The sequence below is a fragment of the Devosia ginsengisoli genome, assembly GCF_024707105.1.
Taxonomy (GTDB): Bacteria; Pseudomonadota; Alphaproteobacteria; order Rhizobiales; family Devosiaceae; genus Devosia; species Devosia ginsengisoli_A.
In genome coordinates this window covers 37630-51360 of sequence record NZ_JANQAJ010000010.1, presented here as the reverse complement: position 1 = coordinate 51360, position 13731 = coordinate 37630, and the positions used below count along the sequence as shown (strand labels likewise).

The following is a 13731-nucleotide window of genomic DNA, read 5'->3' as shown; positions in this document are numbered from 1 at the left end:
GGGGTACTGCGGCCAAGACGACCACCATCCTCACCCCCGCGCCTCCCGTTTCATCCGCTCGACGCCCATCAGCACCCGCTCGGGCGTCACCGGCGTATCGAGCCTTGGCGCGATTGCGTAATCCGCTACCGATGCCACCGCCATGCTCAGCGCCTCGACGACGCTCATGGCCAGCATCAGCGGCGGCTCGCCCACCGCTTTGGAGCGTCCGATGGTCGGCTCCTTGTTGACCGACCATTCGGCCAGCTTGACGTTGAAGACCGGCGGCACGTCACTGGCCAGCGGGATTTTGTAGGTGGACGGCGCCTTGGTGCGCAACTGCCCCTTGTCGTCCCACACCAGCTCTTCCGTCGTCAGCCACCCCATGCCCTGCACGAAGCCGCCCTCGACCTGGCCAATATCCACCGCCGGATTGAGCGAGCGGCCGACATCATGGAGGATGTCCACCCGGTCCACCGTATATTCGCCGGTCAGCGTGTCGATGGTCACCTCGCTGACCGAGGCGCCATAGGCGAAATAGTAGAATGGATGCCCGCGCCCGGTGGCGCGATCCCAGTGAATCTTCGGTGTCTCGTAGAAACCGGCGGCCGAAAGCTGCACGCGGTTGAGATAGGCCGAGGCCACCAGTTCGGCGAAGGGCACGAATTTCGGCCCCGCCTGGATGCCGCCCTGCACCCACTCCACAGCAGCTTCGCTGACCTGATGCAGCTTGGCCGCATGCCTGACCAGCCGTTCCTTGATCTGCCGCGCCGCGTCCCAGGCCGCCATGCCGTTGAGGTCGGAACCCGAAGAGGCGGCCGTGGCCGAGGTATTGGGCACCTTGCCCGTGCTCGTCGCCATGATCTTGACGATGTCGAGCCCGACGCCGAAGGCATCGGCCAAAACCTGCGCCACCTTGATATGCAGCCCCTGACCCATCTCGGTGCCGCCATGGCTGAGATGGATGGAACCGTCCTTGTAGACATGCACCAGCGCACCGGCCTGATTATACCAGGTGGCGGTGAAGGAAATGCCGAACTTGACAGGGGTCAGCGCAATGCCCTTTTTGAGCACGTCGCTGCCGGCATTGTATTTTACTATCGCCGCCCGCCGCGCCTGATAGTCGGCCGAAGCTTCCAGCTCATCCACCACGCGATGGATGATATTGTCCTCCACCACCTGGTGGTAAGGCGTCACGTTGTCGGTCTCGGGGCCGTAGAAATTGGCCTTGCGGATATCGAGCGGGTCCTTGCCCAGCGCATAGGCGATGTCTTCCACCCAGCGCTCCGCCGCCATCATGCCCTGCGGGCCACCGAAGCCGCGGAAGGCCGTGTTGCTGACCGTATTGGTATAAAGCGGCTCGCTGCGCACCCGCACCGCGGGATACCAATAGGCATTGTCAGCATGGAATAGCGCCCGGTCGGTCACCGGCCCTGACAGGTCCGAGGAGAAGCCGGCGCGCGCGCCATAGACGGCATCCACCGCCTGGATTTTCCCCGCGTCGTCATAGCCGACCTCGTAGTCGACCACGAAATCGTGGCGCTTGCCGGTGGCCGTCATGTCGTCGTCGCGGTCGGGGCGAATCTTGCAGGCGCGGTTCCATTTCTTGGCCGCCAGGGCCGCCACTGCGGCGAACAGGTTGCCCTGCGTTTCCTTGCCGCCAAAGCCGCCGCCCATGCGCCGCACATTGACCGTCACGGCATGATGCCGGATGCCCAGCACGGCCGCGACCATCAACTGCACTTCGCTCGGATGCTGCGTCGAGGCAAAGACGGTCACGTCCTCGTCCTCGCCCGGAACCGCCATGGCGATCTGGCCTTCGAGATAGAAATGGTCCTGCCCGCCAATGGCGATGCTGCCCTTGACGCGATGCTTCGCCCCGGCCAGCCCGGCGGCCACGTCGCCCCGTTCGAGCTTCAGTGGCTCGGTGACCATCGCCCCGCCCGCCGCCTGCGCCGCGCGCACATCGAGCGCATGGGGCAGATCACGGTATTCGATCTTGGCCAGATGCGCCGCCCGCCGCGCCTGATCGCGCGTTTCGGCCACCACCGCAAACAGCGGCTGCCCCCAGAACTGCACCTTGCCCTCGGCAAACACCGGCTCGTCATGCTTGTGGCTGGGCGACACATCGTTTTCGCCCGGAATATCCTCTGATGTGAGCACGCCGATCACCCCCGGCGCCGCCTTCACGGCTTCGATATCCACCGCAACGATCTCGGCATGCGCCCGCGTCGACAGCGCCAGATAGGCATGAACAGTGCCTTCGGGCTCGATCATGTCGTCGATATATTCGGCCGTGCCGCTGACATGCTTGGGCCCGCTGTCATGGCGGGTGGGCGTATGGAGCGAAGCAATGGCGATGGGGGTTTCGTGCTTGTTCATGCCACCTCCCGCCGGAGCCTCTGCCCCTGCCCGGTGCTGTCGAGGAAGAACCGCAGCAGCAGGTTCTGCGCCGTCAGCAGGCGATAGTCCGCGCTGGCGCGCATGTCCGAAATCGGCTGATAATCCTCGGCAAATGCCGCGATTGCGGCATCAATCGTCGCTTGCGTCCACGGCTTGCCCACCAAGGCCGCCTCGACCGCTTTGGCGCGTTTGGGCGTCGCCGCCATGCCGCCAAAAGCGATGCGCACCATGCCGACCGTGCCGTCATCCCTGACCAACGCCCGGAACGCCCCGCACAAAGCCGAAATATCTTCCTCGCGCCGCTTGGAAATCTTGTAGACCGCGAATTTTTCGCCATCGGGCAGCAGCGGAATGGTCACGCTCTCGACAAATTCGCCCGGCTGGCGGTCCTGCTTGCCATAGGCCAGGAAGTAATCCTCCAGCGCGATTTCGCGCCGCTGCGCACCCTTGCGCAGGCTGAGCCTGGCCCCCAGCGCGATGAAGGGCGGCGGCGTGTCGCCGATGGGCGAGCCATTGGCGATATTGCCGCCGATGGTCCCCATATTGCGGATCTGCTCGCCGGCGATGCGATGCCACAGCTCCGCCATGTCGGGGAACCTGGCGGCTATGACAGGCAGGGCCTCTGAATAGCTCACTCCGGCATGGAAACGCACTTCGCTATCCGTCTCGGCGATGCGCTTCAACTCTTCGAGGTGATTGATGAAGATCACCGGCCCGATTGATCGCATGAACTTGGTGACCCACAGCCCGACATCGGTCGAGCCATTGACAATGGTCGCCGTGGGATTGGCCTCATAGACGGCGGCGAAATCGTCGAGGCTGCCGGGAACGATGATGCGGTCCGCGCCTGCGCCCAGCTCGACCCGGCGATCATCATTGATCGCCCTGATCTTCTGCTTGAGCGCAATGCGTTCGGCCCGCAGCGGATCGCCCTCGGGCCGGCCATAGCTCGAAATCGCCTTGCCGGCGCGGATGATCGGCGCATAGCCCGTGCAGCGGCAGAGATTGCCCTGCAAGGCCTTCTCGATGGCCGCCTGGCTGGGATCGGGGTCGCGCATCCACAGGCCATAGAGGCTCATCACGAAGCCCGGGGTGCAGAAGCCGCATTGGCTGCCATGGTGATCCACCATGGCCTGCTGCACCGGATGCAGATTGCCATCCTTGCCCCGCAGATGCTCGATGGTCACGACATGCGTGCCATGCAGGCTGCCCACGAAGCGGATGCAGGATGTGACCGAGTCATAGATGATCTCGTCATCCATCAACCGCCCGACCAGCACGGTACAGGCCCCGCAATCGCCCTCGGCGCAGCCTTCCTTGGAGCCGCGCAGGCGGCGCTCCAGCCGCAGCCAGTCGAGCAGGGTCGCATCCGGCCTCACATCGGTGAGGGTGACTTCCTCGTCATTGAGGATGAAGCGGATGGCGTTGGTTACCTCGACCATCTCAGCTCCCCCGATAGGTCGAATAGGCAAAGGGGCTTACCAGCAGCGGCACATGATAGTGCCGGTCTTCGGAGATGGTGAAACGAACAGGCACCACGTCGAGAAACGGGTTTTCGACCTCCACGCCCAGCCGCGCGAAATACTGCCCGACATGGAAATGGATTTCGAATTCGCCATGCTGGAACTGCTCTTCATCGAGCAGCGGCTGATCTACCCGCCCATCTTCGTTGGTATAGCTGTCGGCAATGTGGTGATTGTGGTCGCCATGCACATACAGCAGTTCGAGCCGCATGCCGCGTGCCGGCTTGCCATGCATCGTGTCCAGCACGTGCGTCGTAAGGCGTCCACTCCCCGCCATTTGCTGCTCCGTCTATCGTCCCCGGAGAATGAGACTATCGCATCAGGCCCGATGCGCAATGCTCATTTTTTACCATCTGGTCCATTTTTGTGCATCTTGTTCCACGGCACCAGACTCGTACTATTCGCCCGCAACAAGACGAGAGAGACCCATGCGCTACCCCCGCGACATGCACGGCTATGGCCCCAATCCGCCCCAGGCCAACTGGCCCGGCGGCGCCCATGTGGCGGTGCAATTCGTGCTCAATTACGAAGAGAGCGGCGAGAACAATATCCTGCACGGCGATGCCGGCTCCGAGGCCTTTCTCGCCGATGTGGTGGGCGCCGCGCCCTGGCCGGGCCAGCGCCACTGGAACATCGAGTCCATGTACGAATACGGCGCTCGCGCCGGCTTCTGGCGGCTGCATCGCCTGTTCACCGAGGCCGAGCTGCCCGTCACCGTCTATGGCGTCGCCACCGCGCTGATGCGCGCGCCGGCCCAGCTTGCCGCCATGCAGGAGGCTGGCTGGGAAATCGCCAGCCACGGCTATAAATGGGTCGAGCACAAGGATATGCCGCCCGAAGTCGAACGCGAGCAGATCGCCGAGGCTATCCACCTCCACACCATCGCCACCGGAGAACGGCCGCGCGGCTGGTATACCGGCCGCTGCTCGCTCAACACCGTCGATCTCGTCTCCGAAGCCGGCGGCTTCGCCTATGTATCGGACACCTATGACGACGACCTGCCCTATTGGCGCGTCCATCAGGGCCGTCCGCAGCTCATCATTCCCTATACGCTGTCCGCCAACGACATGCGCTTCGTCACCGCCTCCGGCTTTGCCAATGGCGAGGACTATTTCCAGTTTTTGAAGGACAGTTTCGACTGCCTCTATGCCGAGGGCCAGGCCGGCTCACCCAAGATGATGTCCATCGGCCTGCACTGCCGCCTCGTCGGCCAGCCTGGCCGTTATCAAGGGCTCAAAAGGTTCATCGATTACATCAAGACCTTCGACAAGGTCTGGATTCCCACCCGCCTCGCCATTGCCGAACATTGGGCCAAGGAACATCCCTATATCGCGCCCGAGGTCATTCCCTCGCAGCTCGACAAAGCCGACTTCGTCGCCCGCTACGGCTCGATCTTCGAGCATTCTCCCTGGATCGCCGAGCGCGCCTGGGAGAGTGAGATGGCTCCCGCCAATGACACGGCAATTGGCCTGCATTTCGCATTGCGCAGCCAGTTCCGCATGGCGACGCCGGAAGAGCGCCTCGCCGTGCTGCGCGCCCATCCCGATCTGGCCGGCAAGCTCGCCGCCGCCCAGCGCCTCACCGAGGCGTCCACTGCCGAACAGGCCTCCGCCGGACTCGATGCCCTCACCGATACCGAGCGCGCGCGCTTCACCACGCTCAACGAACACTATGTCGAAAAATTCGGTTTCCCCTTCATCATCGCCGTGCGCGACAACACCAAGGCGTCAATCCTGGCGGCCTTCGAAAAGCGCATCGACAACAGCGCTGGGGAGGAATTCGAGACGGCCTGCGCCCAGGTGGAGCGGATTGCCCTGCTGCGGTTGCAGGCGGTTTTGGATTAGCCGTTCAGCTCGTCCCGCTCCAAAGCCGCATCGGGGCTTTCGCGGAACAGGCCGAGCATCAGCGCCAGCAAGCCCAGCCACGGCAGATGGTGCTGCAGCCAGGCATGGGGCGCGACCCCGCTATGGGCGTTAAACTGGTCCATCCTCCGAGCATCGCGCCAAAGGTTGAAGATTTGGTAACCCTAACAGGGCCTTAGGATCACCATGCGTCGGGTTCGCGCACCATATGCACGATACCTGCCGGATTGATGAACCAGCCGCCGCGAAAACCCTCACCGAGGTCCTCGATGGCGTCATTGCGCACCACGCCGGCAGCGCCGAGCCTGTCGGCGGTCGCGGCAAAGTCCGGCGTGAACAGTTCCAGCCACAGCTCCGCCTGGCTGTAATTCTCCACCTTGTCGAGCCACAGCCGGTTCGGTCCGTGGATGAAACCGATATTGCCCGGCTTTTCCGTGAACGGTTCGAGGCCGAGCGTATCGCGATAAAACGCGACCGTCGCCTCATACTGGTGCGCCGGCACCTTCATGGCGATGTTGATGCCACCTTCGATCGATCGGGTCACCCTGCTCTACTTGTAGAAGCCGTCGCGCAGGTTGATGCCGTGCTCGATATAGACCTTGAGCGCACAGAGCATCCCGGTCCAGCCCTCGCAATTGCCGAAGGCCGCCTTCTGCGCGCCGGCCGTTTCCCGCCAGCCGCCTTCGGTGATGGTCACCAGGGTTCGCCCGTCATCGAGCGGCGCAAAAGTCATGGTCACGGTGGTCTTGTAGCCGGGCTTTACCGGATCGTCGGCCGTCCCGTCCTCGGCGGCATCCCAGCGCAGCACGATCTTCCTGTCCTGCTCGACTTCGACCACTTCGACCGGAAAGGCACCGGGGAAATCATGGAAATCCCAGGTGACCGTGGCCCCGGTTTCCAGCCGCCCCCTGGCGCCGCCCGTGGTGAAGTAGCCCGAGAGTTCCTTGGGGTCCGCCACCGCCTCGAACACTTCATGCACCGGCTTGCTGATGCGTCCGCTGACCGTGAATTCGTAGGCCATCTCTCTACTCCTTGCTTGACTGAGGCCATAATATGTTATAAAAACATAACATGTCAACGGAAGACGAAAACGACCAGATTTTCAAGGCCTTGAGCCACCGCACGCGGCGGCAGATTTGCGATCTGCTGAAAAGCGAACCGCGCACGACCGGCATGTTGTGCGACCTGCTGCCCGAGCTTGATCGCTGCACGGTCATGCAGCATCTGGGCGTGCTCGAAGAAGCCGGGCTCGTCGTGGCCGAGCGGCGCGGCCGCGAGCGCTGGAACCATCTCGACGCCCTGCCCATCCACGCCATCCACGAGCGCTGGATCGGCCCCTATGCCGCCTATGCCACATCCATGCTGGGCAAGCTCAAGCGCCAGGTGGAAGACCCGACCGGCGCCTGACTTGCGGCGCGCCCGGCAAGGCGCTATGCGCGTGACTATCGGAGGGCTCCCATGGTCACACTCTACGTCGCCAACAAGAACTATTCGTCCTGGTCGCTGCGCCCCTGGATACTGATGCGCGAACTCGGTATCCCCTTTGACGAGCAGGTCCGCCCCTTCACCGATGGCCCGGCTTTGGCCTTTGGCGATGTCTCGCCCAGCGGCCGCTTCCCGTGCCTGGTCGATGGCGAAACCGTGGTCTGGGATTCCCTGGCCATTGCCGAATACCTGGCCGAAACCCATCCCAAGGTCTGGCCCGCCGACAGGCACGCCCGCGCTTTTGCCCGCTCGGCCGCATCGGAAATGCATTCGAGCTTCCCGAGCCTGCGCAATATCTGCGGCATGAATGTCGGCATCCGCGTCGAGCTGAAGGAAATCCCGGCAGGCCTTGCCACCGATATCGCCCGCCTCGACACGCTCTGGACCGAAGGCCTCACCCGCTTCGGCGGCCCCTTCCTTGCCGGCGACAGCTTCACCGCCGTCGATGCCTTTTTCTGCCCCGTCGCCTTCCGCGTACAGACCTACGATCTCAAGCTCGGCGCCCCGGCCGCCGCCTATGCCAGGCGCCTGCTCGACTTGCCCGCTATGCAGGACTGGTACGAGGCCGCGCTCAGGGAAACCTGGCGCAAGCAGGTCTATGAAAACGAGGCCCTTGCAGCCGGCCATATCGTCGCCGATTATCGCCAGACCGCCTGACGTTCCGGGGACACCATGGCCGACACACCTTACGCCACGCCGTCAGCCGGCCTGCCCAAGCAGGCTGCGCTCCATACCGGCCGCGCCGTCTTTACCGAGGCCTATGCCGTCATCCCCCATGGCGTGATGCGCGACATCGTCGCCAGCGCCCTGCCCCATTGGGACAAGACCCGGGCCTGGATCATCGCCCGGCCCATGACCGGTTTCTCCGAGACCTTCTCGCAATACATCATGGAAGTGGCGCCCGGCGGCGGCAGCACCCGGCCCGAACCCAATCCGGCAGCCGAAGGCGTGCTCTTCGTGGTCGAGGGCGAAGCCAATGTCACCATCGAGAGCAAGCCGCACCTCCTGCGCCCCGGCGGCTACGCCTTCCTGCCGCCGGGCTGCAACTGGTCCCTGTCCAATACCGGCGCCGCTCCTGTCCGCCTCCACTGGATCCGCAAGCGCTACGAAGCAGTCGAGGACGTCGACAAGCCCACCGCCTTCGTCACCAACGAACAGGACGAGCCCATCCGCTGGATGCCCGACACCAGGGACACCTGGGGCACGACGCGTTTCGTCGATCCGACCGATTTGCGCCACGACATGCATGTCAACATCGTGACCCTGCAGCCGGGCGCCGTCATTCCCTTCGAGGAAACCCATGTCATGGAGCACGGCCTCTACGTGCTCGAAGGCAAGGCCGTCTATCGCCTCAACCGCGATTGGGTCGAGGTCGAAGCCGGCGATTTCATGTGGCTGCGCGCCTTTTGCCCGCAGGCCTGCTATGCCGGCCCCAACCGCTTCCGCTACCTGCTCTACAAGGACGTGAACCGCCACGCCCGGCTGGATCTCTAGCCATGGCCAGCCTGGTCATCGAGCCCCTCTCCGCCGCCGCCTTCGCCCCTTTCGGCCAGGTGATCGAAACGGATGGCGCGCAGCATTATCCCATCAATAACGGCATGACCGAGCGCTACCACGACCTGGCGCGGATCGAGCTGGGCGGCCCCGAGCCCCGCCCGCTCATCTCGCTGTTTCGCGGCCAGCCCTATGCCCTGCCGCTGACGCTCAAGCTGGTCGAGCGCCACCCCCTCGGCAGCCAGGCCTTCTATCCGCTCTCGGCCAATCCCTGGCTGGTCATCGTGGCCGAAGACAACGCCGGCACCCCGGTCCGCCTCCGCGCCTTCCAGCCCGCAACCGGCCAGGGCGTCAACATCGCCATGAACACCTGGCACGGCGTCCTCACCCCGTTGGAGGCCGAAAGCGACTTCCTGGTCGTGGATCGTGGCGGCGAGGGGAACAACCTCGAAGAGCATCATTTCGATGAGCCTTGGACCGTGACGCGGTAGCCCCCAGTAGCCCTCATGGTGAGCTTGTCGAACCACGAGGGCGTGGCACTATGGCTCCACTCTCTCGACCTCGTGGTTCGACAAGCTCACCATGAGGTCTCAGGAGATATCCGCTACCCGCCTCGCAACCGACACAGCCATGCGCTAGTTTAGCTGCCAAAGGATGGAGATCGCCATGTTGCCCATGAGGCTCACTCGCTTTGCCCTGGCCCTGCTCGCTTTGCTCATGGCCGCCCCCGCCTTTGCCGAAGATGTCACCTTCACCGGCCTGGTCAGTTGGCGCGAGCGCATGGCGCTGCCATCCGATGCGGCGCTGACGGTCAACCTGGTCACCATGCCGGGCCAGCAACGCGTCACCGGCGCCCATGCCGGTCTCGGCGGCAAGGCCGGCTCGCCCATCCAGTTCACGCTCAATGTGCGCAGCGACGTTCTGGCCAATGGCGGCAGCTTTGGCCTCGTCGCCGAAATCCGCAGCCGGGGCTATGTTATCTTCCGCAACTGGCAGCCGGTGCCGGTCGATGCGCTGATGCCGTCGGGCATCCTGATCCCGGTGGAATTCTCTCCGCCTCCGCCGCATGATCCGCCCGAACAGGTGCTGCCGCCGGTCGAGGCGCCCAATCCGCTGCTCGATGTGGTCTGGACGCTGACCAGCATCGGTGGCGACCCCGTCCTCGCCGATACCGCGGTCACCTTCTCCATCGCCGCCGATCATCGCGCCGGCGGCAATGGCGGCTGCAACAACTATTTCACCGAAGCCAGCTTCGAGGACCCGCCGCTGAGCTTCGGCCCCGTCGCCGGCACCCGCCGGGCCTGCGCCCCCGCCATCATGGCGCAGGAGGCGCGCTTCTTCGCGGCGCTCACCGCTACCAGGGGCTATGAACTGGCCGGCAACGGCCTCAAGCTCGTCGATGCCGCCGGCGTCGCGCTGGCCGGACTGGTCCAGACGCCCTGACGCCTAGGCGAACGAGGCCGCGACGGTCAGGAAGCTAAGGGCAAGCGCGAAAAGCGCGGTGAGAACAAGCTGGGACATCGGGTTTCGATCCGCATGAGTTGACGCTGGATCGCCACCTACCCGCCACACGTTGAACGCCGCGGGAATGCCTCGTTAATCCACCATTCAGCCGGCGCTGCTGCATGCCAGCCATGCCCGGTCGAACCAAACCGGACGCTGCGCGTTGCATCAGGGTCATGTTCCGCAAAAGGTCCCCCCGATGGCGCAGATCGATGCCGTTGCCCCCCATGCCATTCCCCAATTGGCTATCTTCACCGATTTCGACGGCACGCTGGTCGAGATCGCCGAAACCCCCGATGCCGTCGAGGTGCCCGACACCCTGGCGAACCAGCTCGAACGCGCCGTGCGCGAGCTCGACAGCGCCTTTGCCGTGCTGACAGGCCGCGAGATCGCCGATATCGATCGCTATCTCGCGCCGCTGCATCTGCCCATAGCCGGCGCCCACGGCACCCAGCGCCGCCGTGCCGATGGTGTGGTGGAAACCGTCGACCCCGCCGCCATTATCGGCGCCGAGGAGATCGCCCAAGCCGTCTCGCCGCTGGTCGTGGCCAATCCGGCCCTGCTGCTGGAAACCAAGGAAGGCGCCGTCGCCCTGCATTATCGCCAGGCGCCCGAACTCGAAGCCGCCGTGCGCATCGCCATGGAAGAAGCGGTACACAGCGTTACCGATTTCACCCTCGTGCCCGGCAAGATGGTGATCGAGGCGCGGCCGCGCGCCGCCAGCAAGGGCCAGGCCCTGCGCGCCTTCATGCGCGAGGAACCCTTTCTCGGCCGCACGCCGATTTTCATCGGCGACGACACGACCGACGAGGATGCCTTCATCGCGGCCCAGGACCTGGGTGGCGTCGGCATCAAGCTGGGCGAAGGCGACACCGCTGCGCGCATGCGCATCGCCAATGTGGCCTCCGTCCACGCCCTCATCCAGGGTCTGGGCGATATCGCGGCGCGAGACCGTACCTTGACCAATTGACTGGACTGACCGGGGGCACCGCATGAGCCGTATCATCATTGTATCCAACCGAACGCCGGGCAAGGGCCCGGCGGCTGGCGGCCTGGCCGTCGCCCTGCGCGACACGCTGGCCGCCCGCGAAGGTTTCTGGTTCGGCTGGTCCGGCCGGTTGGTGGATGAGCCATCCCCCAAGGCGAAATTTGATTCCATCGACGGGCTCTCCGTGGCCCAGATCGACCTGACCCGCGAGGATTATCAGGCCTATTACGCCGGCTTTTCTAATTCCATCCTCTGGCCCAGCTTCCACCTGCGGCTCGACCTCGCCACCATCGAGGCCCATTGGTATGAGGGCTATCGCCGGGTCAACACGCAGTTCGCCCGCGCCTTGCTGCCTTTGCTCAAGCCCGACGACATCATCTGGGTGCATGACTATCACCTGATCCCGCTGGCCAGCGAATTGCGCCAGCTCGGCGCCCGCAACCGCATCGGCTTCTACCTGCACATTCCCTTCCCAACCACCGACGCGCTTTACGCCATTCCCCACCATCAGGAATTGATGCGCGACCTGTCGCGCTACGATCTGGTCGGCATGCAGGCGAATAGGGACGTGACGGCCTTCACCGAATTCGCCGAGCATCAGGCGCCCTCCACCCTCGCCGGTTCGCCCCTCAAATCGGTGGATTTCGGCCGTACCGAAGTCGCTGCCTTCCCCATCGGCTCGGACCCCGACGCCTTTGCCCGCCTCGCCACCAGCCCCGCCGCCATCAAGATGAACCGGCGCATGGAGCGCTCGCTGGGCGACCAGCAACTGATCCTGGGCGTCGACCGGCTCGATTATTCCAAGGGGCTGCCGCAGCGCGTCGAGGCCTACGAAAAACTGCTCGCCAATGACAGCCGCTTCCGCCGCCAGGTGCATATGCTGCAGGTCGCCCCGCCCTCGCGCGACACCATCAAGGAATACAAGCAGACCAGCGACGAACTGGACGCCATTTGCGGCCGCGTCATGGGACGCTTTGCCGAACCCGATTGGCAACCCCTGACCTATGTGAAGCGCGCCTATGGCCAGCCGAGCCTAGCCGGTCTCTACCGCCTCGCCCGCGTCGGCCTCGTCACCCCCCTGCGCGACGGCATGAATCTCGTCGCCCACGAATATATCGGCGCCCAGGACCCCGAGGATCCAGGCGTGCTGATCCTCTCGCGCTTCGCCGGCGCCGCCGAGATTTTCGAGGATGCCATCCTGGTCAATCCCTTCGATACCGATGAAACCGCCGAAGCCCTGCGCATGGCGCTGGATATGGACCTGGTCGAACGCCAGCGCCGCTGGCAGCGCCTGATGAAAGCCGCCAAGAAACACAATGTCGAAGACTGGTCGAAAGCCTTTCTCGACAGGCTGGCCCCGGCCTCGACCGCCGGTACCGGGACGCGAGACATCCTCTATCTGGCCTCGGTGGCTTAAACTCACCGCCACTTGTGGATGGCACTCGGCCCACCCTCCCCCTTGAGGGGGGCAGCGTCGCTAGGTCCGAAGGACCGTAGCAGAGCTTGGGCGGGAGTAGTTCTGTGGACCACTGACACCCCCCACCCTCGGTCTCTCCCTCAGAGGAGAAGGGAAGAGTTCAGTGCTGAACCCACGGACTCCCCACCGCCCCCAGCAGCGTCACCAGCACGCGGTTCATCGGCGTCGCAATCCCGTGCTTCTCGCCCCGTCGCACGATCACTCCGTTACGCGCATCCACTTCCATCGGATGCCCCGCCAGCCGGTCCGCATGGATGGAGCCGGCAATCGATCCCTCCTGCGAATTCCGCGCATTGGCGACGGTGGTCTCCACCACGCTGGACGGAATATTGGCCCCTTCGGCCCGCCCCACCGCCACGCATTCCTCCACCAGTCCGCGCACGATGGCTTCTAGCCCGTCGCTCCATACCGGCCCCGTCGCCCGCAGCGTCAGCGCCGGCACGATGGCCCCGCAATTGCCGGCCAGCTTGATCCAGGCCTGCGACAGGAAATCCTCATGCGCCGCCGCCTCGATTTCCGTATGCGCGAACAAGCCCACCAGTTCATCGCCATTGCGCCCCGCCGGCACCGCGATGATGCCGTGCCCGCGCTGCGCAATCCGCCCCGGCGCGCTGCGCACCGCCGGCAGGTTGATCATGACGGGCACCAGGCGCTCTGCCGGCACCAGGTGGGAAAACAGTTGCACATGCTCCACCCCGTTCTGGATGATGGCAACGCGCGTATCCGCCCCCACCAGCCGGTCGAGCCACGGCTTGGTCGAGTCCACGTCATAGGTCTTGGTCGCCACCAGCACCCAGTCGACCGGGCGAGCCTTGCCGGCGTCGGTCAGCACTTCGGGCTGCGCCGTGATCACGCCCTCGGGCGTCTCGACCCGCAGGTCATCCAGCGGCGTCCGCGCGCAGAGCGTGATCGAAAAATCCGGCCTTTGCGCCAGCCACGCCGCAACCGTGCCCCCGATCGCGCCGGGTCCGATGACCGCAATTGTCGTCATGCTGAAAACTCCAAAACAAAAAGGGC

The 13731-nt window shown here is 64.5% G+C and carries 15 protein-coding genes; 8 read left to right on the top strand and 7 right to left on the bottom strand.

Annotated features, from left to right (window positions below; genetic code table 11):
- Nucleotides 1-30: 30 nt before the first annotated feature.
- From xdhB to uraH, 3 genes are read right to left on the bottom strand one after another with little or no spacing between them, the layout of a single operon-like run.
- The gene (gene xdhB, locus NVV79_RS13750) at nt 31-2361 is read right to left on the bottom strand and encodes a xanthine dehydrogenase molybdopterin binding subunit (protein WP_303990598.1); all 2331 of its coding nucleotides are present in this window, start codon (nt 2359-2361) and stop codon (nt 31-33) included.
- Entirely contained in the window at nt 2358-3824 is a 1467-nt protein-coding gene (xdhA, locus tag NVV79_RS13745; protein WP_303990597.1) for a xanthine dehydrogenase small subunit, read from the bottom strand. Before xdhA ends, xdhB begins: the two co-directional genes overlap by 4 nt.
- 1 nt (nt 3825) lies before the next feature.
- Complete coding sequence (uraH, locus tag NVV79_RS13740; protein ID WP_303990595.1) at nt 3826-4182, bottom strand: hydroxyisourate hydrolase; 357 nt, start codon at nt 4180-4182, stop codon at nt 3826-3828.
- Nucleotides 4183-4333: 151 nt separating this feature from the next.
- Here uraH and puuE point away from each other — a divergent pair, with 151 nt between their 5' ends.
- Nucleotides 4334-5749 carry an allantoinase PuuE gene (gene puuE, locus NVV79_RS13735; protein ID WP_303990592.1) on the top strand — a complete coding sequence of 472 codons (1416 nt, stop codon included), beginning with the start codon at nt 4334-4336 and terminating at the stop codon, nt 5747-5749.
- Here puuE and NVV79_RS13730 read toward each other — a convergent pair.
- Genes NVV79_RS13730 through NVV79_RS13720 form a run of 3 tightly spaced genes read right to left on the bottom strand, consistent with a single transcriptional unit; the run spans nt 5746 to nt 6788 of the window.
- Entirely contained in the window at nt 5746-5892 is a 147-nt protein-coding gene (locus NVV79_RS13730; RefSeq protein ID WP_303990589.1) for a hypothetical protein, read from the bottom strand. The genes puuE and NVV79_RS13730 overlap by 4 nt on opposite strands.
- Before the next feature lie 56 nt (nt 5893-5948).
- Nucleotides 5949-6311 carry a VOC family protein gene (locus NVV79_RS13725; RefSeq protein WP_146289958.1) on the bottom strand — a complete coding sequence of 121 codons (363 nt, stop codon included), beginning with the start codon at nt 6309-6311 and terminating at the stop codon, nt 5949-5951.
- 6 nt (nt 6312-6317) lie between these two features.
- Nucleotides 6318-6788 carry an SRPBCC family protein gene (locus NVV79_RS13720; protein WP_303990586.1) on the bottom strand — a complete coding sequence of 157 codons (471 nt, stop codon included), beginning with the start codon at nt 6786-6788 and terminating at the stop codon, nt 6318-6320.
- Between the two features lie 50 nt (nt 6789-6838).
- On the opposite strand from NVV79_RS13720, the gene NVV79_RS13715 reads away from it, so the two are divergent.
- The 7 genes from NVV79_RS13715 (at nt 6839) to NVV79_RS13685 (ending at nt 12654) form a co-directional block, all read left to right on the top strand.
- A complete protein-coding gene (locus NVV79_RS13715) occupies nt 6839-7174 on the top strand; it encodes a helix-turn-helix transcriptional regulator (protein WP_303990584.1) in 336 nt (111 codons plus the stop codon).
- Nucleotides 7175-7225: 51 nt separating this feature from the next.
- The gene (locus NVV79_RS13710) at nt 7226-7909 is read left to right on the top strand and encodes a glutathione S-transferase family protein (RefSeq protein WP_303990583.1); all 684 of its coding nucleotides are present in this window, start codon (nt 7226-7228) and stop codon (nt 7907-7909) included.
- A gap of 15 nt (nt 7910-7924) precedes the next feature.
- Complete coding sequence (locus tag NVV79_RS13705; RefSeq protein ID WP_303990581.1) at nt 7925-8746, top strand: bifunctional allantoicase/(S)-ureidoglycine aminohydrolase; 822 nt, start codon at nt 7925-7927, stop codon at nt 8744-8746.
- A gap of 2 nt (nt 8747-8748) precedes the next feature.
- On the top strand, nt 8749-9237 hold the full coding sequence (locus tag NVV79_RS13700; RefSeq protein ID WP_303990578.1) for an ureidoglycolate lyase: 489 nt from the start codon (nt 8749-8751) through the stop codon (nt 9235-9237).
- Between the two features lie 175 nt (nt 9238-9412).
- Nucleotides 9413-10189 (top strand): META domain-containing protein, encoded by a 777-nt coding sequence (locus NVV79_RS13695; protein WP_303990575.1) that lies wholly within the window; start codon nt 9413-9415, stop codon nt 10187-10189.
- A gap of 259 nt (nt 10190-10448) precedes the next feature.
- Nucleotides 10449-11219 (top strand): trehalose-phosphatase, encoded by a 771-nt coding sequence (gene otsB / locus NVV79_RS13690; protein WP_303990573.1) that lies wholly within the window; start codon nt 10449-10451, stop codon nt 11217-11219.
- 22 nt (nt 11220-11241) lie between these two features.
- Entirely contained in the window at nt 11242-12654 is a 1413-nt protein-coding gene (locus NVV79_RS13685; RefSeq protein WP_303990570.1) for a trehalose-6-phosphate synthase, read from the top strand.
- A 160-nt stretch (nt 12655-12814) separates the two neighbouring features.
- Here the strand turns inward: NVV79_RS13685 and NVV79_RS13680 are convergent, their stop codons facing one another.
- A complete protein-coding gene (locus NVV79_RS13680; RefSeq protein WP_303990568.1) occupies nt 12815-13705 on the bottom strand; it encodes a 2-dehydropantoate 2-reductase in 891 nt (296 codons plus the stop codon).
- Between the last annotated feature and the right edge of the window lie 26 nt (nt 13706-13731).